This is a genomic window from Noviherbaspirillum aerium (assembly GCF_008929045.1).
Lineage (GTDB): Bacteria > Pseudomonadota > Gammaproteobacteria > Burkholderiales > Burkholderiaceae_D > Noviherbaspirillum > Noviherbaspirillum aerium.
The window spans coordinates 292,730-319,564 of record NZ_VFAH01000004.1 but is presented as its reverse complement, the minus strand read 5'-3'; the positions used below and the strand labels follow the sequence as shown (position 1 = coordinate 319,564).

Genomic DNA, 26,835 nt, shown 5'->3' with positions numbered 1-26,835 from the left:
ATCGCCATGAGCCTTCTGAATCCCCATACGCCTGTCATCGACCTCGGTGTCAATATCGACCATGTTGCGACCTTGCGCAATGCCCGCGGCACCATCTATCCCGATCCCATACAAGCTGCGCTGCTCGCCGAAGAGGCGGGCGCCGACTGCATCACCTTGCACTTGCGGGAAGACCGTCGCCACATCCGGGATGCGGATGTGGAAGCGATCCATCCCCAGTTGCGCACCAGGATGAATCTGGAATCGGCTGTCACCAATGAAATGATTGATTTTGCCTGCCGCATCAAGCCGCAGGATGTCTGCCTCGTGCCTGAGCGGCGCAACGAGGTCACCACCGAAGGCGGCCTGGATGTCGTCAGGTATTTCTCGGAGGTTCAGGCTGCCGTACGCCAGCTTCAGCGAAGCGGCATCCGCGTGAGCCTGTTCATCGATCCCGATCCTGCTCAAATCCGAGCTGCCGCCGAAGCCGGCGCTCCCGTGATCGAAATTCATACCGGGCGCTATGCCGAAGCCGCTACCGAAAGCGAAGTCCAGCACGAGCTGGCGCGGGTGCAGCAGGCGGTGCTTGACGGGATGACGCAGGGGCTGAAGGTCAATGCCGGTCACGGACTGCATTACACCAATGTGCAGGCGATTGCCGCCATCCCGGAGATTCAGGAATTGAACATCGGCCATGCCATTGTCGCGCAAGCCGTATTCATCGGCTGGAAGAACGCCATCAAGGAAATGAAGGCCATCATGACCGCCGCCCGGCTCGGCATACACAAGAAATGATCTACGGCATCGGAACCGACATCATTCAGATCTCGCGTATCGAAGCGGCGCTCGCCCGCAACGGTGAGCGCTTTGCCGAGAAAATCCTCGGGCCGCAGGAGCTGGAAAAATATTTCAGCCGCAAGGCGAAAGTTGAGGCTCGCGGTATTCGGTTCCTGGCGACGCGCTTTGCCGCCAAGGAAGCCTTTTCCAAGGCGATCGGCTTGGGCATGCGGATGCCCATGACATGGCGCGCCATGCAGACATTGAACGCACCCGGCGGAAAACCTGTCGCAGTTCCCAGTGGGGCACTGAAAGATTTCATGGAGCAAAACGGATTGACCGCCCAGGTATCGATTACCGATGAGGCCGACTATGCGGTTGCTTTCGTCATCGTGGAGAAGAAATGAGTGAATTGGCAGCAAACGCGGCCCTTGGGCCAGTCATGCTTGACGTGGTTGGCAAGGAGTTGACCGAGGAAGACGTTCGCCGCATCCGGCATCCGTTGACGGGCGGAGTGATTCTGTTTGCACGTAATTACGAGAACCGTACGCAATTGACTGCCCTTGCCGAAGCCATTCACGCGGCACGCCCAGGCGTGTTGATTGCCGTGGATCATGAAGGCGGCCGGGTCCAGCGGTTCAGGACCGACGGCTTCAGCCGCCTGCCCGCAATGCGCAGGCTCGGCGAACTCTGGGACAAGGATGTGCTGGCCTCCATGAAGGCGGCAACCGACGTGGGCTTCGTGCTGGCCTCCGAGTTGCGGGCATGCGGTGTCGACCTGTCGTTCACGCCTGTGCTGGATCTGGACTATGGAGAGTCGGGGGTAATCGGCGACCGATCCTTCCACCGCGATCCGCGCGTCGTCAGCGTACTGGCCAAAAGCCTCAATCACGGGCTGGCGCTGGCTGGCATGGCCAATTGCGGCAAGCACTTTCCTGGCCACGGATTCGTCAAGGCCGATTCCCATGTAGACATTCCGGTGGATGAGCGCGATCTCAAGGCTATCCTCGGTGAAGACGCCGCGCCTTATGACTGGATGGGACTCAGCCTTGCGGCAGTCATGCCGGCGCATGTGATTTACCCCAAGGTCGACAAGAACCCGGCGGGGTTCTCGAAGAAGTGGCTTGGCATCCTGCGCAAGGAAATGGGCTTCCAGGGAGTCATTTTCAGCGACGACCTCAGCATGGAGGGCGCCAGGGTCGCAGGCAACGTCACCGACGGAGCAAAAGCCGCGCTCGCTGCGGGCTGCGACATGGTATTGATCTGCAATTCGCCTGACAAGGCCGATGAATTGCTTTCCGAACTCAAACCTAGGCAGGGAACGGCATCGGAGGAATCCGCTGTACGAATCGCTTCCCTCGTGCCGCAATCTCCCGCGCCGTCCTGGAATGAGCTCCAGATGGATCCCCGGTACCAAGCTGCAAGAAAGACCGTCCTCTCACTGAGCGACGCATAAACACGATTCTCTGATGTCCGATTCCGCCGTGTCCGAAACACCTGATCCGCGCGCCGCCATGCTGGAAACAGTGGCCAAGCTGCCTCATCTGCCGGGCGTCTACCGTTATTTCGATGCGGATGACAAGCTGCTGTATGTGGGCAAGGCGCGCGACCTGAAGAAACGGGTATCCAGCTATTTTCAGAAAACGCTCTCAAGCCCGCGCACGGCAATGATGGTGGAGCGCATCGTTCGTCTCGAAACCACCGTTACCAGAAGCGAGGCTGAAGCGCTGCTGCTGGAAAACAATCTGATCAAGACCCTGCAGCCGCGCTTCAACATTCTTTTCCGTGACGACAAGTCTTATCCGTATCTGAAGATCACGGCGCAGGATACGCCGCGCATGGCGTATTACCGGGGCTCGGTCGACAAGAAAAATCAGTATTTCGGCCCGTTTCCGAGCGCCTGGGCGGTCAAGGAGTCGATGCAGATCCTGCAGAAGGTATTCCGCATCCGTACATGCGAAGACACCGTCTTCGCCAACCGCACGCGTCCCTGCCTGCTGCACCAGATCCAGCGCTGCAGCGCGCCTTGCGTTGGCGCGATTGCCAAAGAGGACTATGCGCTCGATGTGGAAAACGCCGCAAAGTTTCTCCGGGGCAGACAGACCGAGGTGATGGAAACCCTCGAGGGCAAGATGCATGGCTTTGCCTCCGAACTGAAATTCGAGCAGGCTGCCGCGGTACGCAACCAGATCTCCGCCTTGTCCCGGGTGCTGCACCAGCAGACGATGGAAACCGTGGGCGACGCCGACATCGACGTCATTGCGATCGTCGTGCAGGGCGGGCGCGCCTGCGTGAACCTGGCAATGGTGCGGGGAGGGCGGCACCTCGGCGACCGCGCCTACTTTCCGACGCATGTCGACGAAGCGCTTGCCGCCGCCGAGGGCGCGCCTGAAGTGGAGGTTCTCAAGGCCTTCCTCGCCCAGCACTATATCGATACCTTCATTCCCTCCGTCATCATTCTGAGCGTGGAGCTCGATGAGCCCGAATTGATGATGGCGCTGATGGATCAGTGCGGGCACAGGATCACGCTGGTATTCCAACCCCAGGGACAGCGCCGGCAATGGCTTGAAATGGCGCAGAAAGGGGCTGAAATCGCCTTGGCCCGCCTCCTGTCCGAGCAAGGCTCCCAGCAGGCTCGCACACGCGCTCTTGTCGATGTCCTGGCAATAGATGTAGCCGACCTCGAAAGCCTGCGTATCGAGTGTTTCGATATCAGCCATACCCAAGGCGAAGCGACCCAGGCTTCATGCGTCGTATTCCATCACCATGCCATGCAGAACGGCGAATACCGGCGTTACAACATCAATGACATCACGCCGGGCGACGACTATGCGGCGATGCGCCAGGTGCTGTCGCGCCGGTATGAAAAGGTGGCCAATGGCGATGGCGTCATGCCGGACATCGTGCTCGTTGACGGAGGCAAGGGGCAGGTTGAAATGGCGCGCCAGGTCTTCAGCGAACTCGGGCTCGATATCAGCCTGATCGTCGGCGTAGCCAAAGGGGAAGGGCGCAAGGTAGGCCTGGAGACGCTCATCTTCGCAGATGGCCGGCAGCCAGCGGAACTTGGCAAGGAATCCGCGGCACTCATGCTCATTGCGCAGATACGCGACGAGGCGCATCGTTTTGCGATTACCGGCATGCGCGCCAAGCGCGCCAAGGCACGGCAGACGTCCCGCCTGGAAGAAATTGAGGGCGTTGGCGCAAAGCGGCGGCAAAGGCTGCTGGCGCGATTTGGCGGCTTGCGCGGGGTCGCCAATGCAAGCATCGAGGAAATCGCCTCCGTGGAAGGCATCTCGCGTCAACTCGCGGAAGAAATTTATAAGCAGCTTCATTGACCGCTTCGATCCACCCTGTATCGTGGGAATTGCGGTGAACGCAATTTCCACGCGATAATCGGGTTAATTCAATGGCACCGACTATGCCCATCAATATCCCGATACTTCTTACCTGGCTGCGCGTAGCGCTTATTCCTCTCGTGGTAGGCGTGTTCTATCTTCCGGACACATGGCTCTCCCCTTATTCAAAGGGATTGGCATCGACCGCCATCTTCATCATTGCCGCGGTCACTGACTGGTTTGACGGCTTCCTTGCGCGGCGCTGGAATGAAACGTCGGCGTTCGGCGCCTTCCTCGACCCCGTGGCTGACAAGCTGATGGTGGCGGGCGCATTGCTAGTGCTGGTCGAGTTCGATCGGGTAAATGCGGTCATCGCATTTATCATCATCGGCCGAGAGATTGCGATTTCCGCGCTGCGGGAGTGGATGGCGCAGCTGGGTGCATCAAAATCAGTTGCAGTCAGCTCACTTGGAAAAATCAAGACCATGGCGCAGATGATCGCCATCCCGATGCTGCTGTTCAGCGATACTCTGTTTGGTTTCATTGATACCCGCATGTGGGGCGCATGGCTGCTCGTCATTGCCGCAGTGCTGACCGTCTGGTCGATGTTCTACTATCTGCGCAAGGCTTGGCCGCTGATCAAGGAGAAAGCAGGGCCCGTATTCTGAATTCGGCCTCGCCGATGTTGATGAGACATGAGCCAGCGGTGCATGCCGTGCGTTTGTCATCCACTTGAATGATTTGGCATGGTATGGCTTGTGTTCGGTATAAGGCGTTTCATTGAGAGTGCTTCAGGGACCAGGGTTGACAAGAATCTTTAATTCTCTATAATGCGTGTCTGTTGTGAATGCGGGAGTAGCTCAGTTGGTAGAGCGCAACCTTGCCAAGGTTGAGGTCGAGAGTTCGAGACTCTTCTCCCGCTCCAGAATCCGAAAGGAAGCTTCTAGCTTCCTTTTTTATTTCATTAGAAAGTGCCAGTCCTTTCTTGTGAATACAAGCAGGTTATGCGGGAATAGCTCAGTTGGTAGAGCGCAACCTTGCCAAGGTTGAGGTCGAGAGTTCGAGACTCTTTTCCCGCTCCAGTTTTGCCTTGTTCAATCAGTCCTGACTGATTGAACTCCCTTTGCGGAAGCATATGGATGTTGGAATCCGGTGCAAACGCAAATTGCGGTTTGTGGTTAAAATACTTCCCCATGGCGGGGTAGCAAAGTGGTTATGCAGCGGCCTGCAAAGCCGTTTACGCCGGTTCGATCCCGACCCCCGCCTCCAAACAATCGATGGGCCAGTTCTTAGGGAACTGGCCCATTTGCTTTTCAGGTCGCTGTTGATACGGCGGCAACCCACTCCAAGGGCTATATGGGTCCATGCAGGCACCCATGCAGACCCTCCAGCAGCTTTTTACTCCTCCCAATCCAATCCCGCTGCACATCTTGCAATCTTTCCGCGTCAGAAGGAAAAACCGCCTGACCCTGCACTGTATAGGCAAGTACATCGCTCGCATTGCGGCTGGGCGCCATTCATTTTTCGGCCATTGCAGGACGTACGGCCTGTTTCTCGCCAAACTTGTCGAAGCGCCTGTTATAAAACAGATCAAGGCCTGCGATGGTGCCGCCGCGAACCACGACAGTCCAGTACCTGCTCAGCTCGTAGGTGAGTTTAAGCACGCTTTCCGCACCGGCGAGGCTTTGTTCATAACCGATGAACAGGCGGTCGGTCAGCTCCTTGCCAAGATTGACGACCTGATCGCTGCCAAGACCCGATTCGCTGGAGCCGATGGAAAACTCATCCAGCCCGAATCCCTTGGCGATGCGTGAGCCTCCGAATTTGTTCAGCAGGCCGAGCGCGGCACCCTTGGCGGCTGCCTGCGCCTGTCCCTGCGCCGCGCCGCCGCCGCTGCGGCCGAAGATCAGCCATGAGAGCTTCTCTTCTTCGGCAACGTTGGGCTCGGAAACCAGCTGCACGCGGGGTTGCGAAACCGTGCCGGTGATCTGCACGCCGGCAGCGACTTCCTGCTTGCGCCGCATGGCGAGAATATTCAGGTTCGGATTGGCAAGCGGCCCCTGGAAAGTAATGACGCCGCGTTCAACTTCCAGCTCGGTGCCGAAAGCTTCATAAGTACCTTCGGCGATGCGCACCGTGCCGAAGGCCTGCGGCGACTCCGCCGGCTCGCCCCGTACCCGCACCGATCCGACCAGCCGCAGATCGGCGCCCGCGCCTGCGAACCGGAAATCATCACCCAGGCCGACCGTCACATCGATGCGGGGAGCATAGGGACTGGCTTTCGGTGCCTCGCCTGCGGCAGGGCGCTTAGGAGGCGGCTGGTCGCCGCGAATGACGACGACATCGCCATCCAGCTTGGGTGCGGTTTTTTCGGGCAGGCTGAACAGGGCGCGGTCGACGGTGAAATTGCCGACGACCTGCATCTGTTCGTTGACCCGGGCCGCGGTGGCCTGGCCCGATACCGTAAGCTGGCCGGAGGGACTGGCCAGCAGCTGCAGCTTGTCTGCGGTAATGGTGGCCTGCAGGCCCTGGCTCTCGTCGAAGAGCGGGACGCGGCCGGCCATCCTCAGTGTACCGTCGCCGCCATGGAAGATCACTTCCCTGAGATCGATCACATTATTGTCGACCACGATGCGCGCGGTGCCGTCGTTCAGGCGTACGCCTTGTTCATACAAGGTCAGCGACAGCTTGTCGCCGTTGATGTTGCCGGAAATATTGGGTTTTGCCAGCGAACCGCCGACGCCGATGTCGAATCCCACCTGCCCGTTGAGCGCAATGCTCGGGCCAGCCATCGCGGCGATATCCGAGAGTCTCGGAATCGACGCAGTCACCCGGCCGTCGACCGCAGCGTCCGGAGCGATCGTCCAGCTTCCATTCTGCTGCTGCAGCGCGACCGTGCCGCGTCCATCCAGCGAGCCGATCCTGCGGGCTCTGGCCTGAGTCGACAGCGCGACCTTCTCGCCCTGCAGGTCGGCGCGCAGGGACAGTGCTTCCAGCCCCAGCATATTGCCGGCGAGCGGGCCCGGCAGCTTGATGTCGCCGCTGCGGCGATCGATGCGCAGGAAGCCATCCGCCTTGTCGGCCAGAGTAAGATTCCAGCTGCCGTCGAGGACCAGGTTGGTATCCACCGGCGGCTTGGTGCCGGTAATCTGCTGCTGCAGCGCGAGCACGCGGCCGATGTCGAGCGCGGAAAAGGCGCCTTCGCTGCGCAGCCGGCCGTTTGCATAATCAAGGGCCTGCAGGTTGATGCGGGCCTCGGCAAAGCTCAATTGGGCCGCACCGACTGCCACCTTGTCCGGAGCGACGCTGACCTCGACCGGCGATGCCAGCGACAGCTTGGGCAAGCCGCGGTTTTCCAGGGTGCGCACTGTGCCGTTCCATGAGAAACCCTGTTTTTGCTGCTGCAGGTTGCCTTGCGCGGCCAGCGTCAGATCAAGCTGCGCGCCGCGCAAGCGGCCATCGGCCTCCAGTCTGGCCGTGTGCTGCGAGTAGCGGCCATCAATGGCGGCGCTGGCGTTGGCCAGACGGATATCGCCGCTGCGTACATCGCGTGCCTTGAGGTCGAGGGCGATGCCGGCATCCGGCGCCGAGCCGGGAAGCCCGTTGACTTTTGCACTGCCGTCGAGCAGCGCAAGCCTGTGGCTTCCGAAAGCAAGGTTCTCGGCATGATAACGGGCATCGATGCGCGGATTGTCCGTCGTGCCGCCAAGCTCGCCGCTTGCCCTCAGCAATCCCGACAAGCCGTAGCCGAGACGGCCGAGCGCCGGTGCATCGGCATTGAAGGCGAGCCGGTCGGACGGCTGGCCGAAACTGCCTTTGAGGCTGATGTCATTGCCGGCGATCGATAATTTCGCATCGCTCGGCAGAATCCGCTTGCCTTCGAATTGCACCAGGCCGCCGCCGGTCAGCGGCAGCCCGGCATAGCGGCTGTCCTGCACGTCGAAACGGATCTTTGCCGCCGGCTCGGGAGACAGCCTGCCGTCGGCCTTGAACTGCATGTTGATGTTGGCATCGATGGCCGCTACCCGGGAGCGGGTCTTGGCATCGAGCTGCGCAGGCTGAATATTGGCCAGCACCAGCGCAGGATCGAACTTGCTCAGAGCGCCGCTGAAGGAGAATGTCGAGGGATCGGTGCGCGCCAGATTTCCATTCACCGTCAGCGCGGCCGGGCCTGTGCCGAGCCGTGCCGCATGAAGGGTCATGTTGGCCGGGTCCAGCGTGGCATCGACTCGTGCCGACAGCTTCGGCCCGGTCAGATCGAGCTGCACCACCTGCGTTCCATCCTTGAGCTTGACGTCAATCGGCCCGGACATCGAGGTCGTGACAAGAGCGCCATGCAGGGCATGCAGATCCAGTTTGGAAGCGCGGAAAGAAAATTCGCCGTTCCCGCCGGCCCGCAGCTCGCCGCTGCCTTGCAGGGTGGCGTCGCCGGACAAGTTGGCCTGGAAACTTTCGAGCCGCTGCAAATCGGCATCCAGCCGGACGTCGGCGCGCGCCGATTTCAACGGCACGCGGGCTTCATCAATCGGTCCCGGTTCGGCATTGCGTATCTCGACAGGCCCGGCGACCACGAGTTCGGCCTGATTCCCGGAATTGCCGGCCGGCTGCAGCGAAGCATCGACATCCAGCCTTGCCTGCGGCCATTCGGGATTGATGGCGCGCGGATCGAAACCCCTGATCCGCACCTGCGCCTGCCGCAGCGGCACATCGGCAAACGGCGTCGCCTGGATGTCGGCATTGCCGTCGAGCCCCTTGCCACTGACGCCGAGCTTGACGGCGAGATCCTGAAGGCTGCCATCGAGGCTGGTGCTGACTTCCACAGGCTGCTCGCGGTATTGACTGGCGAGGCTGGCCGTCCCCTTGACTGGAAATGGCTGGTCGCCGGTCAATTGCAGCGACGCTTTTGCGGTGCCGTAGGGGGTAATGGCGTTCTCCAGCCGCAATTGATGATGCACCTTGTCTGAGCTGGCACTCAGGCGGATGTCCGCATAGCGGCTATCCTTGCCGTCCTGATGCAGCAGCACCTGCTGCACTGTTGCCCGTTCCAGCTCCAGCTGTATCGGCAGGCGGATCTGGGCCGGAAGTTTCGCGGGCTCCTTGTCAGGCGGTGTCGGCTGCAGCGTCACATCCACCGTGCCGACCTGCAGCGAGCGGATATGCAGGCCGGCAGGCGACCAGCTGAAGCGCCATGCGGCGTCGAGACTGTCGATGCGTATCTGCATGCCTTCATCGCTGTAAGCCACATTGCGCAGCCGTATGCCTTCAGTCAGCGATCCCCCCTGGTATTCCCCGCTGAGTCCGCCGGGTACGAAGCGTGCGGCATTCTCCCATAGGGTGCGGGCTCCCCATTCCGTACGTAGCAGCACAAATGCCGCCGCCGCAAGTATGACCGCCAGCAGCCCGAGAATGGCGGCCAGCCAGACAAGGACGCGGCGTGCGCCCCGGCGTGGAGGGCGGGACCCGGGTCGGGTGGACGGCGGCGATGTCGTTGACTGGGCGTCTTGCATGCTCATACTCAAAAGGCTACACCGAGGGACAGGTGAGGCCGCAGGCGACTCTCCTGGATGCCATAGGCCAGATCCACGTTGACCCGTCCCACCGGGCTGCGCCAGCGGGCGCCGACACCCACACCGTGGAACAGGGAACGGTCGCGCCAGCGGTCGCTTGCCATGCCGACGTCATAGAAGACCGCGCCGCCCCATTGCTCGTTGAGCCAATGAATGTATTCGACGCCCCCGGTCGCCATGTAGCGTGTCGGGTAGACGGTGCCATTGCGCTCATTGCCGATGCTCTGAAAACCGTAGCCGCGCACGGACTCAGTGCCGCCGGCGCGAAACAGCAGAGAGGCGGGGATGGCCGCATTGCCGCCCTTGCTGATGACGGCGCCGATTTCAGCGCGCAGAATCACCAGATCGCGTTTTCCGATGGGGAGAAACTCGCGTCCGCGGCCGTAAAGGCGGATAAAGCTCTGGTCGGTGAGCAATCCCTTTACCGCCACGCCGGCCTGCCAGGAAACGATGCGGCCCTTGCGCGGGTTCAGTGCATTGTCCACTGCGCGGCGGGTCTTGCCCATACCGGCGACGAGTGCCTGGTGGGTGCCGGGCTGGACCACGACGTCGGCGGGCACGGGAGCACCGTTGAGCTGGGTCAGCTGATCGCGGTAGTAATCGATGGTGTATGCGGTGTCGCGCTTGTCGGTATTGCGCGAATGGCGCAAGCCGAATCGCCGCGTACGCAAGTCCACGCCTTCGAGCGTGGTGCGTTCGGCCGAGGCGAGCGCGCTGTCAACCCAGGCTCCCGGCTTCGGCGGCAAGGCAAGCTCCAGCGAGCCGAGTTGCCTGCGCTGCTCGATCCGGGTCTGGGCATTGAGCACCCAGGCACGTCCGAAGAGGTTGTAATGCGAGTACAGGCCGTCAATATGCGCGCCGGTATCGGTCGTATAGCCGACGCCGCCGCGGATCTGCTGCGTGGGAAACTCGGTGACGCGCACCATGACCGGCGCCAAGTCTGCCTTTGCCGGATCATTGTCGATGCCGACAACGGCGTTGCTGAAGTAGGGCGTGCGCAGAATCTGGCGCTGGAATTCGAGCAGCCGTTCGGCCCGGTATTCTTCCCCGGGACGCAGCGGGTTGACATTGCGGATGATGCTCTCGGGGTATCTGTCGGTGCCTTCGACTTCCGTATTGCCAAGCGTAAAGACGGGGCCGCTGTCATAAGTCACGCTCAGCTCGGCCTGCTGCTTGTCCGCAAGAATGCGAGCCTCGGACTCGGCGATGCGGGCGGCGGCATAGCGCTCCTGCTGCAAGACCTGCAGACCGCCCTGTTTGGCGTCCGCCCATGTCTCCTGGCGAAAGGGAGTTTCTAGCCGCATCGGCCATGCCGACCGCAACGCCTCCACCTGTTCCGGCGAGCGTTCCGGTGCCGAGCCTGTCACATCGAGATTCAACGCTGATACTCGCGTGCGAGGCCCGGGATCGACTGACACATGCACGACCTGCGTCCCGGCGTCGTCCTCCACCCTGACTCGCGTCACCGGGGAAAAATAGCCTTCTGTCGCTGCCAGGCGACCGACCTGGTCGGGGGTTGTGGCGACCATGAAATTCAATTGCGTGTCATTGATGTCGTCACGTTCGCGAAAGCGGAACAAGTCCAGGAATTCACGAAGCAGGCCTTCCAGGGGGCGAGGCGCGTCGAGTTCCACCCGGTAGGCGGGTGCTGCCGAAGCCGGCAATCCGATACAGGCAGCGCAAGCCGCCAGCAGAATCGGTCTGGCGCTGTCCAGGGCGATCGAGCGCCATTTCTGGAAAATCGACATGTTTCTTCTTTATTTTAAGTTGATCTTATCGGTGCAAAGGTTTAACGGATGCCATCCTTGCAAGTCGATGCCGTAACCAATGCGGCAATAGCATAACGCCAGGAATCACGTCCATGATTCAATGACAACAGAAGCTGTATCCATGTTCAGCTTGTCATGAAGGTTTCTTGCGCCATTTCCAATATTTTTTGCGACAACCTCGCCTAGTTGCCGCACATTGCTCCGGCACGAGGCACGAACCAGTTCCCAGGAGATACTTTATTTCACTGCTGTCCATGAGCAGGAAATTCGGGAGCCGTATTTTTAGCGCGCTTTCTGCCTGACTGAACCCGGTAAGGCCGGGGAGGCATGCAGAAGAAGGCGTGGCAACGCGGCAGGGTAGGCTCGGGCCTCGGACAAGCTGGTACTGCAGCAAATCGTCCGCGATTGTCGGTACACGCAAGCCGAAACTGCTCCAGAAACTCTGAAGTCAAAGGCCATGCCATGCCTCGTCCGATCGGGACAAACCACGCATTCAGGGCCGTAAACAGGCCGCGCCCCTGTCCATGAAGGATCAAGGGCAGCGCCTGACACCGTCTTTTTCATGCCCTGCGGCGGCCTGCCATGCGCCGATGTTCGTCATCCCAGGAGTTGCATCACGGCGGTCTTCAACTTACCGGGACATCAGTTCGCGCACACGAAGGCGCAGTTCCCGTTCCTTGCGCTGCTCCTCCTGCCAGTCTTCCCGTATTGCCCGCCACAGGGATACCACCATCAGGATGATGACGGCAGTGAAAGGCAATGCAAAAACAATGGTGGCGGTCTGCACGGCCTTGATGCCGCCGGCAAGAAGCAAGCTGATTGCAATGCCCGCCACCAGCACTCCCCACACCGCCTTCACCTTCGCGGACGGGTTTGGATTTCCCTTGCTGCTCATGATGCCAAGCACCAGCGTTGCCGAGTCGCCCGAGGTCACGAAAAACACCAGGACAAGAAAGGTCGCGACCGCTGACATGAGCGCGCCCAGCGGCATCGCGTCAAATACCGTAAAGAGCGCTGTGGAAACGTCGCCCTTGACTGCTTCGGCAACGGGGACACCCTGCCAGATTTCCATATGCAAGGCCGTTCCGCCGAAAACCGAAAACCACATGAAGGCGAGCAGCGAAGGAAGCAGCACCGTTCCGACAATGAATTCCCGGATCGTGCGTCCGCGCGATACCCTTGCGATGAAGAGACCGACAAACGGCGACCAGGAGACCCACCAGGCCCAATAGAATACGGTCCAGCCGCCGACCCAGTTGCTGTCCCTGAACGGCGTCATCCGCAGACTCATGCGCACGAATTCGCTGAGATAGCTTCCCAGCGTGTTGGTGAGGGTGTCAATGATCGCGACCGTCGGCCCCAGCAGGAACACGGTCATGGTCAGCGCCGCGGCAACCAGCATGTTCAGGTTGGAGAGCCACTTGATACCCCTGGTTACGCCGGTCGTGGCCGAAGCCACGAACAGCGCCGTCGTCACGACAATGATGCCGACCTGGGCGGTCTTGCTGATCTCCAGGCCCATCATTGTCTGCAGGCCGCTATTGATCTGCAGCGCTCCCATGCCCAGCGAGGCCGCCACGCCGAATGCCGTCGCAATGACGGCAAGCATGTCGAATAGTCCCGACAAGCGCTGTAATGGCAGCCATGGCAGCGCACTGGTGGAGGCGCTCACCAGCGCCGGGCGCTGGCGCCGATATTGAAAGAAGGCGATGGCAAGCGCAACGATGCTGTAGACCGCCCATGGATGAATGCCCCAGTGGAAGAAGCTGTAGCGCATTGCGGCATTGGCGGCCTCGGGAGTCGCCGATGAAAGTCCGGGCGGCGCCGCGATGTAATGCGACACAGGTTCGGCCACGCCCCAGAAAACGAGGCCGATTCCCATGCCGGCCGCGAATAGCATGGCGAGCCAGCTGCCCAAGGAAAACTCCGGCTCGTCTTCGTCGCTGCCAAGTTTCAGATTGCCATACCGGCTGAATGCGAGATAGACCGCAAAGACGACGAGGGCGAGAACTACCCACAGGTAGAGCCAGCCGAAGTTCTTTGTGATGGAAGCCAGCGCCGTGTCGAACACCATGGCCAGCGAGGCCGGCGAGAAAATGCCCCATACGACAATCGTAAGAATCAATGCGATGGAAATGAGTTGTTGCATAGTATTGGTTGAGATTGGAAAGATGCGAAAAGGCATCGACCGACTCCTCTGCCAGGCTGCACAGAATAGGCGTAGTGAATGCCAGCCAATGAGGAACATGGCGAGACGCGCCGGAAAAATGCAGTAGAACCTCGACGTGCGCGCGCGCAGGCGCGCGGACGTATTTGCGCAAGCGCATTAAGTCCGAGCCGAAGCAAGCTGCCGTTATCCGTTCAACCGCGCGCCGCAATGCTGTGCGCTGCGCTGGTTAGAGCGCATTTAACTTGAATGTATTCATGATCCCGGACGATTTTCCTGCGGTAGTGCAGGAAAATCGTCTCGGCCTCTCCTGATCCGTCAATCCGAATACGCTTTGGGTTGCCATTGCCAAGCTACTGCACGGTCCGGCTCCTGGCCTGTGATTCTCAGCGTACGTCCGTACAGTCCGCACGCATGCGCACCTGCTCCTCGACGCCACTTCTGAGCGCTCGCGATGTTGAGCAGATACCGCCTAACCGGATAGGCCTGCCTGCTGGATCGTCGAAAGGAGGAAGAGCGGCAAGACGGGAATATCGAAACAGGAAGCCGAATTATTCAATGCGTCAATCAGCAATGAACGACGTGATATGAAACCCTGCATGCGGACAGGTCCGGTACTGCGGATGCCGCATGTACCTTGGCTGAAACACGCTTGCCGGCTGCAGCGTCAGCAAGGAAACACGAACTGGACCAATGTGTCCACTTGCGGCTACATGCGAGCCGGCGGTCAATGGACTGCGCAATGCCTGCATGCGCCGCGGCTTTGCGACAAGGGCAGGCGGCCAGAGCGCAAAGTTGCGAAGTGCCTTGGGGATCGATTACACACCATATTCTTGATCTTTATTGAAAAGCAAGGCGCGACTGTAACGTCTTCAGCTTATGTGAATCTTAAATTTTCAACCCAGGTGTGCTTCCAAGCAATTGAGAACAGGGAAATCGGGCGACTGTCCCCCATAACCCGCAATGCACGCAAAGCGACTCTGCGCAACCTTGTAGCCATCAGTGCATACCGGGCAGACTGCCTTCGAACCGCTTGAGCCTGATTCCCGGCGACTGTGACAGCTGCAATCAGCAGGGACTGGTATATGCCGCGCTGTTCCTGGCCGCGGATGATGAGCGCGAGTCCGGCATGCAGATTAAGGCTCCTATAAGGCTACTGGTTCACAATCCGTCTCATCGTTCAGTCAGACTCCGTTCCGGTTGTTGTCATTGTCAAACTGATGTCAAGCTGATGGACCTGTACGAATGATGAGTTGTTCCTTTCTTGGGAAGATATCCCCTTTGGCTCATTTGCTGCGCACCGCAAGCAAATGAGCCGATTTTTTCAAGCATCAGCCCAAGGGCGGCCGGCATCGCCTCAACGTTTCAAGGCCGCACCAGCAAGGACGCATGACGGACAGTATCAGCGGCCTCCTGCATCATTTCTGGTCCAGATCGAGCCGTCGACCTTCGATGCAAGCTCCGGATAATCTTGGACATGAAAAACGGGTTTGCGCGATGTCTTGCGCTGTGCCTGATAGTCGCGTGTCAGCTTGAACACCGTTCCGGACAACAAGGTGATGGCGACGATATTGATGGTTGCCATGATTCCCATCGACGCGTCTGCAGCGTTGAAGACAGTGGTGACGCTTTCGTAAGCGCCCCATATCACCATCAGCACGACGCCAAGCCGCAACAGCATGATGCCGGCTCGACCGCCGACGCCAAGGAAAGTCATGGCGTTTTCCGCGTAGGTGTAATTGCCGATGATGGAAGTAAAGGCGAAGAACAGGATCGCGATGGCTACGAAGTATTCTCCCGCGCTTCCGAAGTGGACGCGCATCGCGGCCTGGGTGAGCGGGGTGCCTGTGACGTCCGAGCCGGGCACCAGCGCCCCTGACAACAGGATCATCAGTGCCGTTGCGGTACAGATGAGCAGCGTGTCGATGAACACGCCAAGCGCCTGAACCAAGCCCTGCGATGAAGGATGATGAGGATCCGGTGTTGCCACGGCGGCGATGTTGGGGGCAGAGCCCATGCCGGCTTCATTGGAAAACAGCCCGCGCTTGACACCGTTGAGCATCGCCCCGGCTACTCCTCCGGCCGCCGCATCGAGGCCGAAGGCGCTACTGACGATTTGCGTGAAGATCGCGGGAACCTCCGTGATATGGGTGAGAATCACGTAGAGCGACGTCAGCAGGTAGGACACTGCCATGAAGGGCACGACCACCTGTGATACGCGAGCCACCTGGCGAATGCCGCCGAAGATGACAGCAGCTGTCGCGACGGCAAGCCCGATGCCGACCCACAGCTTGGGAATGTCAAAGGCGCCTTCGACGGCATCGGCAATTGAATTGGCCTGGACGGCATTGAAGACCAGTCCGAAAGCAAGTATCAGTGACACGGAAAACAGCGCGCCGGCCCAAGGCGCGTTCAGACCTTTGGCCATGTAAAAGGCGGGGCCGCCCCGGTATTCGCCATTCTCATTGCGTATCTTGTACAGCTGGGCCAACGTCGATTCGGCATACGCTGTGGCCATGCCGAGCAAGGCAACCATCCACATCCAGAATACGGCACCAGGACCGCCGAGATAGAGGGCAACCGCAACGCCGGCGATGTTCCCGGTGCCGACACGCGAGGCGAGGCTGGTGCACAGGGCCTGAAAAGGGGTAATGCCGGCGCGATCTTTTTCGCCGCTTCCCAATACCGTGCGAAACATCTCGGGAAACAGCCTGAACTGGACAAAGCCTAGTCGGATGGTGAAGAAAAGCCCGACCGCAAGCAAGCCGTAGATAAGGATGTAGTCCCAGATGATCTTGTTGATGAAATCGATCACAGCATCCATTGCGAATCCTCCCATTGAAATACGCCGTATCTGCAGCTTCCCCTTGCCCCCGTGCTGTCATCAAGATGAATCTGGGCAAATCTCACTCCGTTCCGACTTATAAAGTTTTGCCGGGTTCAATCACTAGACATAGATCGATAGCGAGGACGGATATTGCTGTGTCGATGCTCTCGGGGGCGCTGCGTGTCCCTTTTCTCGATCAAGCCTTTTGGCGTCTGTTTGCACTCCCGGATGAAGCGTGGGCAGGCCATGGAACGCTGTATTTCCATCAAGAGGCACGGCAAAACCGGGAAGGCAAAAATAAAGGCGGGTCATTATTGATTCGGCCTGGAAAGTGTTTCATTTTCCGGGCCGATGATCCCACCCTCTACCTCTGGGAGAGGGCTGGGGTGAGGGGATCCGGCCGAACCTATTTTCGGGCCGGATGCATAGGCAAAGGATTGGCAATCGGCTCCCTTCCTCTGGAAAAACAGATGAGATCGGAAGGAGTTCGACCGAACTGCAGGCGCGCAGCCCGGAAAAGCCAAACCCGGCAGATCAGGAACGGCCCTCGCAAGGGAACTCGCCGCCAGCACCGAAATGACATCACGGGGTCCGGACGGCCGGAAAACTGGGCATGCCAACTTAAGTTGCGCTTAAGCAATTTCCATTATAGTGACTACATTGTTGAGATGTTTTTGTTACATTTACTGCTTCGCACGCACAAGCCATGGCTGTGACAGAAGTCGCCTCAATGCGGCAGGTGGTTTTTGAATGCCTTCCCACCGCATTTCATGCCGACGGGCAGCATCGCGGCAGCTTCATGGCAGAGCCAATGTGCCTTCCAAGACCTTTTTAGTGCCGGAAAGCCGGCGGAACGACGCGTAATGACCATGAATTTACGAAGCTTTGCCAAAAGCCTCAATATTTCGGAAACGACAGCCAGCCGCGCACTCAACGGCTATCCGGAAGTCAGCCAGAAGACGCGGGAAAGAGTGCTTGCCGCGGCCAAGGCCCTCGGATATCAGCCGAATCCCATCGCTCGCGGCTTGGCGGTGGGGCGGATGAATGCGATCGGCATGATTTTCCCGGTAATGAATGCGGAACTGGAAAATCAGGAATTCCTGGGGTTTCTTTCCAGCGCCGCGAAGGAGCTGGAATCCAGGGGCATGAATTTTTTCATCACGCCCGCCTCGCATTCCCATCTGATCGAGAGCTATGAAAACCTGGTCAATAACCATCGCGTCGATGGACTGGTGGTGACGCATTGCAAAGTTCAGGATGAACGGATCGATTATCTTGCGCGGCGCGGTGTGCCTTTTGTTGCCATGGGCCATAGCGGGGAAGGGTTGAAGCACGCCTGGTTCGATTATGACTATGATGCCGGTATGCGGCTTGCGTTATCGAAACTCCTTGAGCTTGGACACCAACGCATCGCCTACATCGGTGACGCTCCCGACCTGGCTTCGGCAGCACAGAAGCTTGAAGCCTTCAAGGCGCATCTGGGGGATACAGGTTTTTCTGCCGATCCGGCCCTGATGGCAACCCATGCCGGCGACCGGCGATCCGGTTATCTGGCCATGCAAAACTTCCTGCAGCGCTCGCCGCGTCCCACGGCTGTTATCGTCGACAATCCTCATGCAGGCGCGGGCGCCATGCATGCGATGCTGTCCGCCGGTATTCGCGTGGGACAGGATATTTCAATTGTGACTTGGGGCAGCTTGTCGAATTATGAATGGGCGCAGCCTCAGACATCCATCGTCGACCCGGCGCCGGAGCAAACAGGGGCAAAGATTGTTGGAATGCTGCTGGACCTGATCGACGGTAAACCGGCCACCGAACTGCAAGAGCGTCAGCCGGTGGAGATGACTGACGGAGAGACCATCGGTCCCTGTGCTTTCTAGGTAGTCCAATAAAAAGGCCCGGAAGCCATCGGGACGGGCCGTACACCGCGTTACGGCTCCTTGTGGTGCTGTGCCGACGCGTCGTCACGCCTTGCAAACGGCCTGCTGGTTTAATGACATTTATCGTTTTTCCACGCATCCACGCATGTTGCGAGGGGCAAGGCGATGACTGCATGCGTTATGTTCGACGGACTCAGGCAGAAGCCACTCGGACTTCTCTTGCACCTGCGGCGCGTTTGCTCCTGAGAGACGTGATCTGCAAAGACAGCTTTTGCGTATCGAATCGCGCAAGGCAGATCTGGCAGACAGTATGCGGTTCGCCCGGGACGAGGCCGATGCCGCAGCACGTCGGAAGATGATTGCTATCAAAGGTAAGGGCCATAGTCTGTTTCCATCGTTGTATTGGATCAGTCCTGTGCGCCATGCTGCGGCGAAGACATGACGAAAGCTGCAGTTGACTATACGCCGCCAACATTAAGTGCAACTTAAGCGGATGCCGCGGCCTCAGAAAGCCGCTGCGGCGCATGCCATGCGCGGCGCGACATCGATGCGCACTCGCAGGATGTGCTGTGCCTGGTCTGCCCCATCCTGTGTCTTAAGTTAAGCCTAAGCAAAATTCGATATAGTCGGTTCCGTGCTCGTACGCATACCTGCGGAATGTGCATATGCCCGCTGCCACTGCGTACAGTCTTCCGGACAGATTGCAGTCGCGCAGCGGAAATCCGAATAACGGCGGTTGCGTCGCGGTACGAATGTTCCGCCGGTGACGCTGTGGCGTCATTGCTTTGAACAAGGCGTCCTCGCTGTCAACGATTTCACGTGAAGGCGTAAGGCTTTCATCAGTTCCTCGGGCGCGAAGCGAACAAGTTCGCACGCGGTTTCCCCTGGTTTTTCAGAAAAAAGGAACCGGCCCTCAACAAGGACGGGCCGCCTGTTTTCGAAGGCAAATATCTTGAAAATGCTTGCATCCAAGCCGTATGTTTATAGGAGTAACGGTGAATAGTTTGACATGGGTATCCTACGACCTCGCCTTTGCCGGCGCTGTCTTCATGGCGGTGGTCGCCACGCTCCTGCTGCTCAAGGCGTTCGTGGGTCGTCAATTGCGCCGCCTGGCGCAGGCAGGCCGCCTCCCATTCTTCAGGTATGCCGAACAGCTTGTCAGCGGCACCCGCATGCCGTTTTTCATTGGTATCGGCTTGCTGGCCGGAGTAAGCCAGATAGAGCTCGGCGCCTCGCATGACCGCTGGCTGAACTACGCATGGATCATCATTCTCGTCTCGCAGATCGCACTCTGGGGTAACGGGATCATCACGGTTGCCGTTCAACGCGCCTTTATTCGACAGCGCGAGACCGATCCCGCAGGCGCCACGCACCTGATGCTCGCGGGGCTGGTTGGGCGCATCATGCTGTGGTCGACCGCTGCCCTCGTGATTCTCGATAACCTGGGTTTCAATATCACGACGATCATGGCGAGCCTGGGTATCGGCGGTATTGCTGTTGCGCTTGCCGTGCAAAACATCCTCGGCGACATATTCTCTTCCGTATCCATCGCGATGGACAAACCATTCGTCATCGGTGACTTCATCGTCGTTGATTCCTACATGGGCACCGTCGAATACGTTGGAATGAAAACCACCAGGCTACGCAGTCTCGGCGGCGAGCAGATCATTTTTTCCAATGCCGAGTTGCTCAAGAACCGGATACGCAATTACAAGCGCATGCAGGAACGAAGAGTGCTGTTCGAGTTCGGCGTCGCCTATGAGACGCCGCTGGCGGAGATCGAACGCATTCCCCATACCGTCATGGAAATCATCTCGGCCGATTACCTGGAAACCAGGTTCGACAGGGCGCATTTCAAAGGTTATGGAGACAGCGCGCTGCAATTCGAAGTCGTCTATTTCGTACTGGACCCGGATTACAACAAATACATGGATATCCAGCAGGAAATCAATATCGCGCTGCTTGCCGCGCTGCGCGAGCGCAATGTGTCTTTCGCCTATCCGACACGCACCTTGCATCTGGCACCGCCAGCGAAAGCATCAGAACTGTCGGCTGCCGCCGAAAAACTCGTGGCTTGATCGACCGCCTTACAGGGAGCGACCAACATGCACCTTCACTGGACCCGAATGTCGCTGCGCTTTGCAGCGCCGCTGGCATTGGTACTGGCATTGTGCGCCTATGTCGTCGTGCCCCTGCTCGACGATCTTACGCTGCGCTGGTTTGTCAGGGATTTGGACATCAGGTCAAAGGTGCTGGCGAGTACATTGGAGGCCCCGTTGCTCGACTATGTTCCGGCCAAGGAAAAAACGAAGATAAACCAGCTGTTCAACAGGGCGGTAGAGGACGAGCGCCTGTATGCGCTGGCTTTCTGCGACCAGACCGAGCGCGTGGTCTATGCCACTTCCACCTATCCGGCTTCGCTCGGTTGCCACAGTCAGGAACGCCTGGACAACCAGGGACTTGGTGCTGCCGGCGCAAAAGCTCTGGTGCATCTGCCGCGCGGCCCGGTGCACGTCGCGCGCAGTGCGCTGAGCAGAGACGGCGAGCCGGTCGGCAAGCTGGTTCTGGTACATGACATGAGCTTCATCGAGCGGCGCAGTGCCGATACCAAGAAATACGTGATCGGCTTCTTCATCCTGTTGGGCATCGTCATTTCGCTGATCACCGTCGCGATTGCGCATCTGAGCTGGAGGGGCTGGATTCATGGCGTGCGAGGCCTGTTGCGCGGCGAGTTGCTGCCGGCTCCGCATTCCCGCCCGTCGCCCGAGGTGAGCCCGCTCGTCGCTGATCTGCGGGCGCTGCTGAGCGAGTACCACCGGGAACGCCAGAGTCATCAGGATGCCGGGCAGGCATGGACCGCGGATCGCTTGCGCGGCCTGCTGCGCAACGAACTCGCCGGTGACGAAGTCCTGGTGGTGTCGAATCGGGAACCCTACATTCACCGCCAGACCGCCGACGGCATTGAAGTAAGTCGCCCGGCAAGCGGTCTGGTCACCGCGGTCGAAGCCGTGATGCGCGCCTGCTCCGGGACCTGGATCGCGCATGGCAGCGGCAGCGGTGATCGCGCCGTCGTGGATGATCAGGACTGCGTGTCCGTTCCTCCCGACCGGCCGGAATACACCTTGCGCCGGGTATGGCTTTCCAAGGAAGAGGAGCAGGGCTACTACTATGGCTTTGCAAATGAAGGTTTATGGCCGCTTTGCCATATCGCCCATGTGCGTCCGGTATTCCGCTCATCGGACTGGGAACAATACGTGAAGGTCAACCAGCGCTTTGCCGATGCCGTGATCGCACAGGCGCGTACGGATAATCCCGTCGTTCTCGTGCAGGACTATCATTTCGCGCTGCTTCCCCGCATGGTTCGCGAGGTGCTTCCCCGGGCAACCATCATCACCTTCTGGCATATTCCCTGGCCCAACCAGGAGTCCTTCGGCATCTGTCCCTGGCGCGAGGAAATCCTTGCGGGCCTGCTCGGCAGCACGATCCTTGGCTTCCATACGCCGTTCCACCGCAAGAATTTCCTTGAGACGGTGGACCGCTATCTTGAAACACGCATCGAATCGGAGGCGTCCACTATTTCCTACGGCGGCAAGCTCACGCAGGTGGAAGACTATCCGATCTCCATCGCCTGGCCGGGCGCCTCGGAGACGAGCGCGGAAAGCCGCGCCGAGTGCCGGAACAATGTTCGCAGGGAGTTGGCATTGCATGCCGATCACTTGCTGGGAATCGGCGTGGACCGCCTCGACTACACGAAGGGCATCGTCGAACGTTTTCAGGCGATTGAACGCATGCTGGAACTCAATCCTGCAATGGTCGGCAAATTTACCTTTGTGCAGATTGCCGCGCCCACGCGCTCGTCGCTGGAGGAGTACCAGAACTTCGAATCCCGTGTCCGGGCGCTCGTACTGCGCATCAATCAGCGATTCTCCGACGGAAGCTATGTTCCGATCGTATTGAAGGTCGAGCATCACGACCATTATCAGCTCAACCGGTATTACCGGGGCGCGGATGTCTGCATGGTCACCAGTCTGCACGACGGCATGAACCTCGTGGCCAAGGAATTCATCGCATCCCGATATGACGAACGCGGCGTTCTTCTGCTGAGCCAGTTCACCGGAGCGGCGCGTGAACTGCACGAGGCCCTGATCGTCAATCCCTACCATATTGAACAAAGCGCCGAAGCGCTTTATCAGGCATTAACCATGCCGGATGCCGAACAAAAAGAAAGGATGCGCAGTATGCGAACGCTGGTGAAAGACTTTAATGTTTATCGATGGGCCGGGCATATGCTGCTGGATGCGGCGCGCCTTCGCAAGCGCGAACGCGTGACTCAAAAGATCAATCTTCATCATCGCGCGCCCTTGCGCCGCGTCATCTGATGATGTCCAGGCCATTCATGGAGTACGGCATGGGACGCCTGCTGGAATCGGTTCAACCCGGTGTTCTATGCGCCTTCGATTTCGACGGCACCATCGCGCCGATCGTCGACGACCCGGCGGCGGCTCGCATTCCGCCGTCCTTGCTGCGCAGGCTCGCCGCACTCGCGGAATTCACGCCGGTGGCAGTCATCACCGGGCGGTCCGTGGAAGACATCAGCCTTCGCCTAGACTTCTTTCCTGAATTCGTGATCGGAAACCACGGACTTGAAGGATTGCCCGGCTGGGAAGAGCGAGAAAAGCAGTACCGTCGCGATTGCGCACGCTGGGTGCGCGATCTGCAGTCGGCCTTGGACAGCGGGGTCTATGATCCGGCAGTGTGGGTCGAAGACAAGACCTACTCCGTATCGATCCATTATCGACAGGCCAGGAACGCCGCATCAACAAAGGCAAGCCTGCTCCGGCTGATTGAAAGAACAGCGCCAGCCGCCAAAGTCGTCGACGGAAAATTCGTCTTCAATATTTTGCCGCGGGAAGCGCCTGACAAGGGCGACGCATTGCTTCAGCTGCGTGAAGCGACCCGGGCACCGGCTGCTATTTATGTCGGAGACGATGTGACCGATGAGGCGGTATTCAGCCTTCCGCATAAGGACCTTCTTACGATCCGCGTTGGCGAAGGCCCGGCTACGGCTGCCGAATTCCACCTTTCCGACATATCGGAAATGGCCGCATTCCTTGACATGCTCCTCAAACGCCTGAGCGAACAATTGCTCCAGGCCTGAATCCGGCGCACGAGAAGCAATTCGGATGCCGCCAGACATCCGGATACATCCGGCAATGGGCATTCTCAAGACAATTTCGGTGCGAAGGGACTTTGCTGTTTGGCACAGGATACCTTCCTCCGCATGATGAGCAAGTAATGATTTCTGATGAAATTCCAGACGCCGTAAGGCGGTTTGTGCTGACGTCGATTCCTTCCGTTCCCTTTCTGGAGGCCTTGCTGCTGCTGCAGGCCATGCCGCAAGCGAGATGGGATGCCAATGCCCTGGCGCGGCGTCTGTACCTGTCCGAGCGCGCCGGCGCGGCCGTTCTTGCAGAGTTGCACGCAGCAGGCTTTGCTGCGGAAGAGGCTCCGGGCGTCGTTTATTACCACCCGCGCTCAGACGACATCAAGGAACTGGTTGCCGAGGTGAAGATGGCCTATGCCAGCAATCTGGTTGGAATCAGCAATCTGATCCACGCGAAAACAAACAGAAAGGCACAGCAGTTCGCCGATGCATTCAAGTTAAGGAAGGATTAATGTCATGGCTGCTTTGATCTACACAATGTGCGCGTTGACCAGCCTCCTGTGCGCAGTGCTGCTGTTCCGCAGTTACGCGATATTCCGGCACCGTATCCTGCTTTGGAGCGGCTTATCGTTTTCCATCCTCTTTATCAATAATGCATTGGTCGTATTCGACCGCATTGTATTTCCCACTGTGAACCTGACCACCTGGCGCCTCGTGTGTGCTTTGGTCGCATTGATGCCCTTGCTGTACGGCTTGATCTGGGAGGAAGACTAATGGACGAGATCCTGATTGGAGCGATAGCGATGGGATCCTTCATCGCAGCGCTTTTCTTCCTTCGCTTCTGGAAAAGCACGGGTGATCGGCTGTTCATGTACTTTGCGTTGGCCTTCATTGTCGAAGGCGCGAACAGGCTGCTTCTGGGCGGCATATTGCGAATGAGCGCGACCACGGAGAATTATTCCATCTATGTGCTTCGACTAGTGTCCTATACGCTCATCCTTGCGGGCATATGGCTTAAGAATAGGGGCGGCAAGAAGCGGGGCTGATCATCTTCGTAAGCCACGGCCATGATCATCCCTTATCAGTTGCTCCCCGGCGCGGCGTACCCGGGCAATCAGAAAGCGGATCTGCGGCTTGGCTTGCGCATGCTGGTAGCCGGGAATCTGGCGCTCCGCAGCATGCTTCGCGGCTTGTGGCAACTTTGGCAGTAGGCAGTTTTCATCTGGGGACTTCTCTGCATCTCGGGACGGCGTTGCTTTTCATTATCTTGTATAGCAACAATTTGCGGGTGCCAGACCATGCCGGACGCGTTTGTTTGCCAAACACGTCATGGCGTATCCTGGTATATCCAGCGCTGAACTTTTTTCGCCGAAGATAAGTGACTTCCTACCTCACCTCCATACGCGGCGGTTATTCATTTAGCCACCGTGCCGACGATGAATGGCAGAGGCGCTTCCATCTGCAGGCCTAAGCTGCGCAGGCAAAGCGACCAGCACGGAAAGCAAGACGGTTGAGCAGCGGATTTGAGAACCTGTGTCGCGATGACTGCAATTGTCGGTTCGTATAGCGGCTGCAACGGCAGGACGCCGGTATTCCAAAAAATCATGTCGCCATGCTAAAATTCGCGCTGCTTTGTCGCAACAGGCACAAGACATTTGGTGCATCGAAGCTAAGGTAGCTAGCCCTTTGATTTTAAAGGATAGAATGGTCCCAAGCCGCTAGCGCCGGTCCCATCCTGACCCCGTTCCGGTTTACTGAAAGTGCCCTGTGCGCTTTTTATCGGCGGAGGTCATCTGCCTTGCCCGAGTGGTGAAATTGGTAGACACAGCGGACTTAAAATCCGCCGCTTACCCGAGAGGGGGCGTACCGGTTCGATTCCGGTCTCGGGCACCAATAAGAATTTCCTGCGAAGTCCTGACCGACACCGCAAGCACTGATCCCGGAAAGCCGGTATCAGGCAATAGTCGTGGTGGTTCCATTTCATCTCATCCCGTAACGCGACCAAGCGTTGTCCTCATTTTCTACCTGCTATAGGTTTTTGCTTATTGGCTGGTATCGCCTTCTGCAAGGATAGTCGTGCCCGCCGCATGCAACGGGCGGCATCCTGGAATTTGCGCTAGCATTCCTCATCGGTTTTCAATACTTTAATAAAAACATAGGAGATGTCGATGAGCATATTGCGCACGCCCGAGGATCGATTCAGCAACTTGCCAGACTATCCTTTTTCACCTCACTACCTGGACGACCTCATTGGATATGAGGGCATGCGGGTTCATTATCTCGATGAGAGCAGCCAGGCACCGCAACCGGGGCAAAAAGTCTTCTTGTGCCTGCATGGGCAGCCTACCTGGAGCTACCTGTACCGCAAGATGCTGCCTGTCTTTACGGCAGCAGGACATCGCTGCATCGCGCCCGATCTGCTTGGCTTCGGCAAGAGCGACAAGCCGGCCGAGGACGCAATCTATACCTTTGCTTTTCATCGCGACATGCTCAAGGCGTTCGTCGAACGTCTGGACCTGCGCAATATCGTCCTCGTTGTGCAGGACTGGGGAGGGCTGCTTGGGCTTACGCTGCCAATGGACATGCCCGAACGCTTCACCGGTCTTCTGGTCATGAATACCAGCTTTGCGACGGGAGACATGCCTCTTGGCAAAGGTTTCCTGGACTGGAGAGCATGGAGCAACGCGAATCCCGACATGGCCGTCGGCAAGCTGATGGGACGCAGCAATCCGCAATTGTCCGCGGCCGAAATCGCAGCCTATGATGCGCCGTTTCCCGGCATCGAATTCAAGGCCGGCGTGCGCCGCTTCCCGAACCTGGTACCGGACCATCCCGACGCGGAAGGCGCAGCCCTATCGCGGCGCGCTCGCGAGTGGTGGTCGACAGAGTGGACGGGCAAGACCTTCATGGCCATAGGCATGAAAGACCCCGTGCTCGGTCCGGCCATCATGACGGAAGTGCGCCGGCACATCCGAAATTGCCCTGTTCCGTACGAAGTCGCCGAAGGGGGGCACTTTGTACAGGAGCACGGCCAGGAAATCGCAGAGCAGGCAATCAAGGTACTCTGAATCCACACGGACACCGGATACGCCACTGCGCAATAGGAAGGCCGTGTTTGATAAGCGCCAAAGGCGCGGATCCGTCTCCGGACCGAACAGCAGTTTATCAAGCACAGTCCGGGCAAGGCCGAGAAAATTTTTCTGTGCGCGAAGGCGTGGTCAGGCGACATGGCGAACTCGGCCTCCCGCTGTGGGCAAGCAGGACTCGGCATTCCTGCAAGATGCAATACCGGCGACCACTGTTCCGGCATCGTCAAGCCGGTCGAATGGAAAACGCTGTAAAGCGCAGGGATAAAATTTCAAGTTTCACA

At 58.8% G+C, this 26,835-nt stretch carries 18 protein-coding genes and 4 tRNA genes; 17 read left to right on the top strand and 5 right to left on the bottom strand.

Going from position 1 to position 26,835, the window contains the following annotated elements:
• Positions 1–6: 6 nt before the first annotated feature.
• The 8 genes from pdxJ (at position 7) to FH061_RS08970 (ending at position 5,360) form a co-directional block, all read left to right on the top strand.
• Entirely contained in the window at positions 7–774 is a 768-nt protein-coding gene (pdxJ, locus tag FH061_RS09005; protein WP_151635128.1) for a pyridoxine 5'-phosphate synthase, read from the top strand.
• The gene (acpS, locus tag FH061_RS09000) at positions 771–1,163 is read left to right on the top strand and encodes a holo-ACP synthase (RefSeq protein WP_151635126.1); all 393 of its coding nucleotides are present in this window, start codon (positions 771–773) and stop codon (positions 1,161–1,163) included. The genes pdxJ and acpS overlap by 4 nt, the downstream gene beginning before the upstream one ends.
• Positions 1,160–2,212, top strand: coding sequence for a beta-N-acetylhexosaminidase (gene nagZ / locus FH061_RS08995; protein ID WP_151635124.1), 1,053 nt, complete (start codon positions 1,160–1,162; stop codon positions 2,210–2,212). Before acpS ends, nagZ begins: the two co-directional genes overlap by 4 nt.
• 13 nt (positions 2,213–2,225) lie before the next feature.
• Entirely contained in the window at positions 2,226–4,091 is a 1,866-nt protein-coding gene (gene uvrC / locus FH061_RS08990; protein ID WP_151635122.1) for an excinuclease ABC subunit UvrC, read from the top strand.
• Between the two features lie 83 nt (positions 4,092–4,174).
• A complete protein-coding gene (pgsA, locus tag FH061_RS08985; protein WP_151635268.1) occupies positions 4,175–4,759 on the top strand; it encodes a CDP-diacylglycerol--glycerol-3-phosphate 3-phosphatidyltransferase in 585 nt (194 codons plus the stop codon).
• A gap of 181 nt (positions 4,760–4,940) precedes the next feature.
• Positions 4,941–5,016, top strand: a tRNA-Gly gene (locus FH061_RS08980).
• An 81-nt stretch (positions 5,017–5,097) separates the two neighbouring features.
• Positions 5,098–5,173, top strand: a tRNA-Gly gene (locus tag FH061_RS08975).
• A gap of 113 nt (positions 5,174–5,286) precedes the next feature.
• A tRNA-Cys gene (locus FH061_RS08970) sits at positions 5,287–5,360 on the top strand.
• Positions 5,361–5,608: 248 nt separating this feature from the next.
• Here FH061_RS08970 and FH061_RS08965 read toward each other — a convergent pair.
• The 4 genes from FH061_RS08965 to FH061_RS08950 all read right to left on the bottom strand — a co-directional run bounded on the left by FH061_RS08965 (position 5,609) and on the right by FH061_RS08950 (position 16,418).
• A complete protein-coding gene (locus tag FH061_RS08965; RefSeq protein WP_192804973.1) occupies positions 5,609–9,598 on the bottom strand; it encodes a translocation/assembly module TamB domain-containing protein in 3,990 nt (1,329 codons plus the stop codon).
• 8 nt (positions 9,599–9,606) lie between these two features.
• Positions 9,607–11,406: an autotransporter assembly complex protein TamA gene (locus FH061_RS08960; RefSeq protein WP_151635118.1), complete on the bottom strand. Its 1,800-nt coding sequence runs from the start codon at positions 11,404–11,406 to the stop codon at positions 9,607–9,609.
• A 652-nt stretch (positions 11,407–12,058) separates the two neighbouring features.
• Complete coding sequence (locus FH061_RS08955) at positions 12,059–13,576, bottom strand: BCCT family transporter (protein ID WP_151635116.1); 1,518 nt, start codon at positions 13,574–13,576, stop codon at positions 12,059–12,061.
• Between the two features lie 1,420 nt (positions 13,577–14,996).
• Entirely contained in the window at positions 14,997–16,418 is a 1,422-nt protein-coding gene (locus FH061_RS08950) for an alanine/glycine:cation symporter family protein (RefSeq protein WP_151635114.1), read from the bottom strand.
• Positions 16,419–17,284: 866 nt separating this feature from the next.
• On the opposite strand from FH061_RS08950, the gene FH061_RS08945 reads away from it, so the two are divergent.
• The 7 genes from FH061_RS08945 to FH061_RS08915 all read left to right on the top strand — a co-directional run bounded on the left by FH061_RS08945 (position 17,285) and on the right by FH061_RS08915 (position 24,511).
• Positions 17,285–18,301 carry a LacI family DNA-binding transcriptional regulator gene (locus FH061_RS08945; RefSeq protein ID WP_318840971.1) on the top strand — a complete coding sequence of 339 codons (1,017 nt, stop codon included), beginning with the start codon at positions 17,285–17,287 and terminating at the stop codon, positions 18,299–18,301.
• Between the two features lie 995 nt (positions 18,302–19,296).
• Entirely contained in the window at positions 19,297–20,379 is a 1,083-nt protein-coding gene (locus tag FH061_RS08940; protein ID WP_225984552.1) for a mechanosensitive ion channel family protein, read from the top strand.
• Positions 20,380–20,406: 27 nt separating this feature from the next.
• The gene (locus FH061_RS08935; protein WP_225984551.1) at positions 20,407–22,680 is read left to right on the top strand and encodes an alpha,alpha-trehalose-phosphate synthase (UDP-forming); all 2,274 of its coding nucleotides are present in this window, start codon (positions 20,407–20,409) and stop codon (positions 22,678–22,680) included.
• Between the two features lie 29 nt (positions 22,681–22,709).
• On the top strand, positions 22,710–23,459 hold the full coding sequence (gene otsB, locus FH061_RS08930; RefSeq protein WP_192804972.1) for a trehalose-phosphatase: 750 nt from the start codon (positions 22,710–22,712) through the stop codon (positions 23,457–23,459).
• Between the two features lie 92 nt (positions 23,460–23,551).
• Positions 23,552–23,977, top strand: coding sequence for a hypothetical protein (locus FH061_RS08925; protein WP_225984550.1), 426 nt, complete (start codon positions 23,552–23,554; stop codon positions 23,975–23,977).
• A 4-nt stretch (positions 23,978–23,981) separates the two neighbouring features.
• Positions 23,982–24,239: a DUF5985 family protein gene (locus tag FH061_RS08920; RefSeq protein WP_151635106.1), complete on the top strand. Its 258-nt coding sequence runs from the start codon at positions 23,982–23,984 to the stop codon at positions 24,237–24,239.
• Entirely contained in the window at positions 24,239–24,511 is a 273-nt protein-coding gene (locus tag FH061_RS08915) for a DUF5985 family protein (RefSeq protein WP_151635104.1), read from the top strand. Before FH061_RS08920 ends, FH061_RS08915 begins: the two co-directional genes overlap by 1 nt.
• A 368-nt stretch (positions 24,512–24,879) precedes the next feature.
• Here the strand turns inward: FH061_RS08915 and FH061_RS08910 are convergent, their stop codons facing one another.
• Positions 24,880–25,071 carry a hypothetical protein gene (locus FH061_RS08910; RefSeq protein WP_151635102.1) on the bottom strand — a complete coding sequence of 64 codons (192 nt, stop codon included), beginning with the start codon at positions 25,069–25,071 and terminating at the stop codon, positions 24,880–24,882.
• Between the two features lie 194 nt (positions 25,072–25,265).
• Between FH061_RS08910 and FH061_RS08905 the strand changes: the two genes are divergently transcribed.
• Positions 25,266–25,358, top strand: a tRNA-Leu gene (locus FH061_RS08905).
• 275 nt (positions 25,359–25,633) lie between these two features.
• Positions 25,634–26,533 carry a haloalkane dehalogenase gene (locus tag FH061_RS08900; RefSeq protein ID WP_151635100.1) on the top strand — a complete coding sequence of 300 codons (900 nt, stop codon included), beginning with the start codon at positions 25,634–25,636 and terminating at the stop codon, positions 26,531–26,533.
• The last annotated feature ends 302 nt before the right edge of the window (positions 26,534–26,835 follow it).

What these genes read in the sequence shown, in the direction of transcription:
- otsB (WP_192804972.1), top strand. Translation starts at nt 22,710, where the DNA reads ATGGGACGCCTGCTGGAATCGGTTCAACCCGGTGTTCTATGCGCCTTC.
- FH061_RS08900 (WP_151635100.1), top strand. Translation starts at nt 25,634, where the DNA reads ATGAGCATATTGCGCACGCCCGAGGATCGATTCAGCAACTTGCCAGAC.
- FH061_RS08945 (WP_318840971.1), top strand. Translation starts at nt 17,285, where the DNA reads ATGACCATGAATTTACGAAGCTTTGCCAAAAGCCTCAATATTTCGGAA.
- pdxJ (WP_151635128.1), top strand. Translation starts at nt 7, where the DNA reads ATGAGCCTTCTGAATCCCCATACGCCTGTCATCGACCTCGGTGTCAAT.
- nagZ (WP_151635124.1), top strand. Translation starts at nt 1,160, where the DNA reads ATGAGTGAATTGGCAGCAAACGCGGCCCTTGGGCCAGTCATGCTTGAC.
- FH061_RS08915 (WP_151635104.1), top strand. Translation starts at nt 24,239, where the DNA reads ATGGACGAGATCCTGATTGGAGCGATAGCGATGGGATCCTTCATCGCA.
- FH061_RS08965 (WP_192804973.1), bottom strand. Translation starts at nt 9,598, where the DNA reads ATGCAAGACGCCCAGTCAACGACATCGCCGCCGTCCACCCGACCCGGG.
- uvrC (WP_151635122.1), top strand. Translation starts at nt 2,226, where the DNA reads ATGTCCGATTCCGCCGTGTCCGAAACACCTGATCCGCGCGCCGCCATG.
- FH061_RS08935 (WP_225984551.1), top strand. Translation starts at nt 20,407, where the DNA reads ATGCACCTTCACTGGACCCGAATGTCGCTGCGCTTTGCAGCGCCGCTG.
- pgsA (WP_151635268.1), top strand. Translation starts at nt 4,175, where the DNA reads ATGCCCATCAATATCCCGATACTTCTTACCTGGCTGCGCGTAGCGCTT.
- acpS (WP_151635126.1), top strand. Translation starts at nt 771, where the DNA reads ATGATCTACGGCATCGGAACCGACATCATTCAGATCTCGCGTATCGAA.
- FH061_RS08960 (WP_151635118.1), bottom strand. Translation starts at nt 11,406, where the DNA reads ATGTCGATTTTCCAGAAATGGCGCTCGATCGCCCTGGACAGCGCCAGA.
- FH061_RS08950 (WP_151635114.1), bottom strand. Translation starts at nt 16,418, where the DNA reads ATGGATGCTGTGATCGATTTCATCAACAAGATCATCTGGGACTACATC.
- FH061_RS08920 (WP_151635106.1), top strand. Translation starts at nt 23,982, where the DNA reads ATGGCTGCTTTGATCTACACAATGTGCGCGTTGACCAGCCTCCTGTGC.
- FH061_RS08910 (WP_151635102.1), bottom strand. Translation starts at nt 25,071, where the DNA reads ATGATTTTTTGGAATACCGGCGTCCTGCCGTTGCAGCCGCTATACGAA.
- FH061_RS08955 (WP_151635116.1), bottom strand. Translation starts at nt 13,576, where the DNA reads ATGCAACAACTCATTTCCATCGCATTGATTCTTACGATTGTCGTATGG.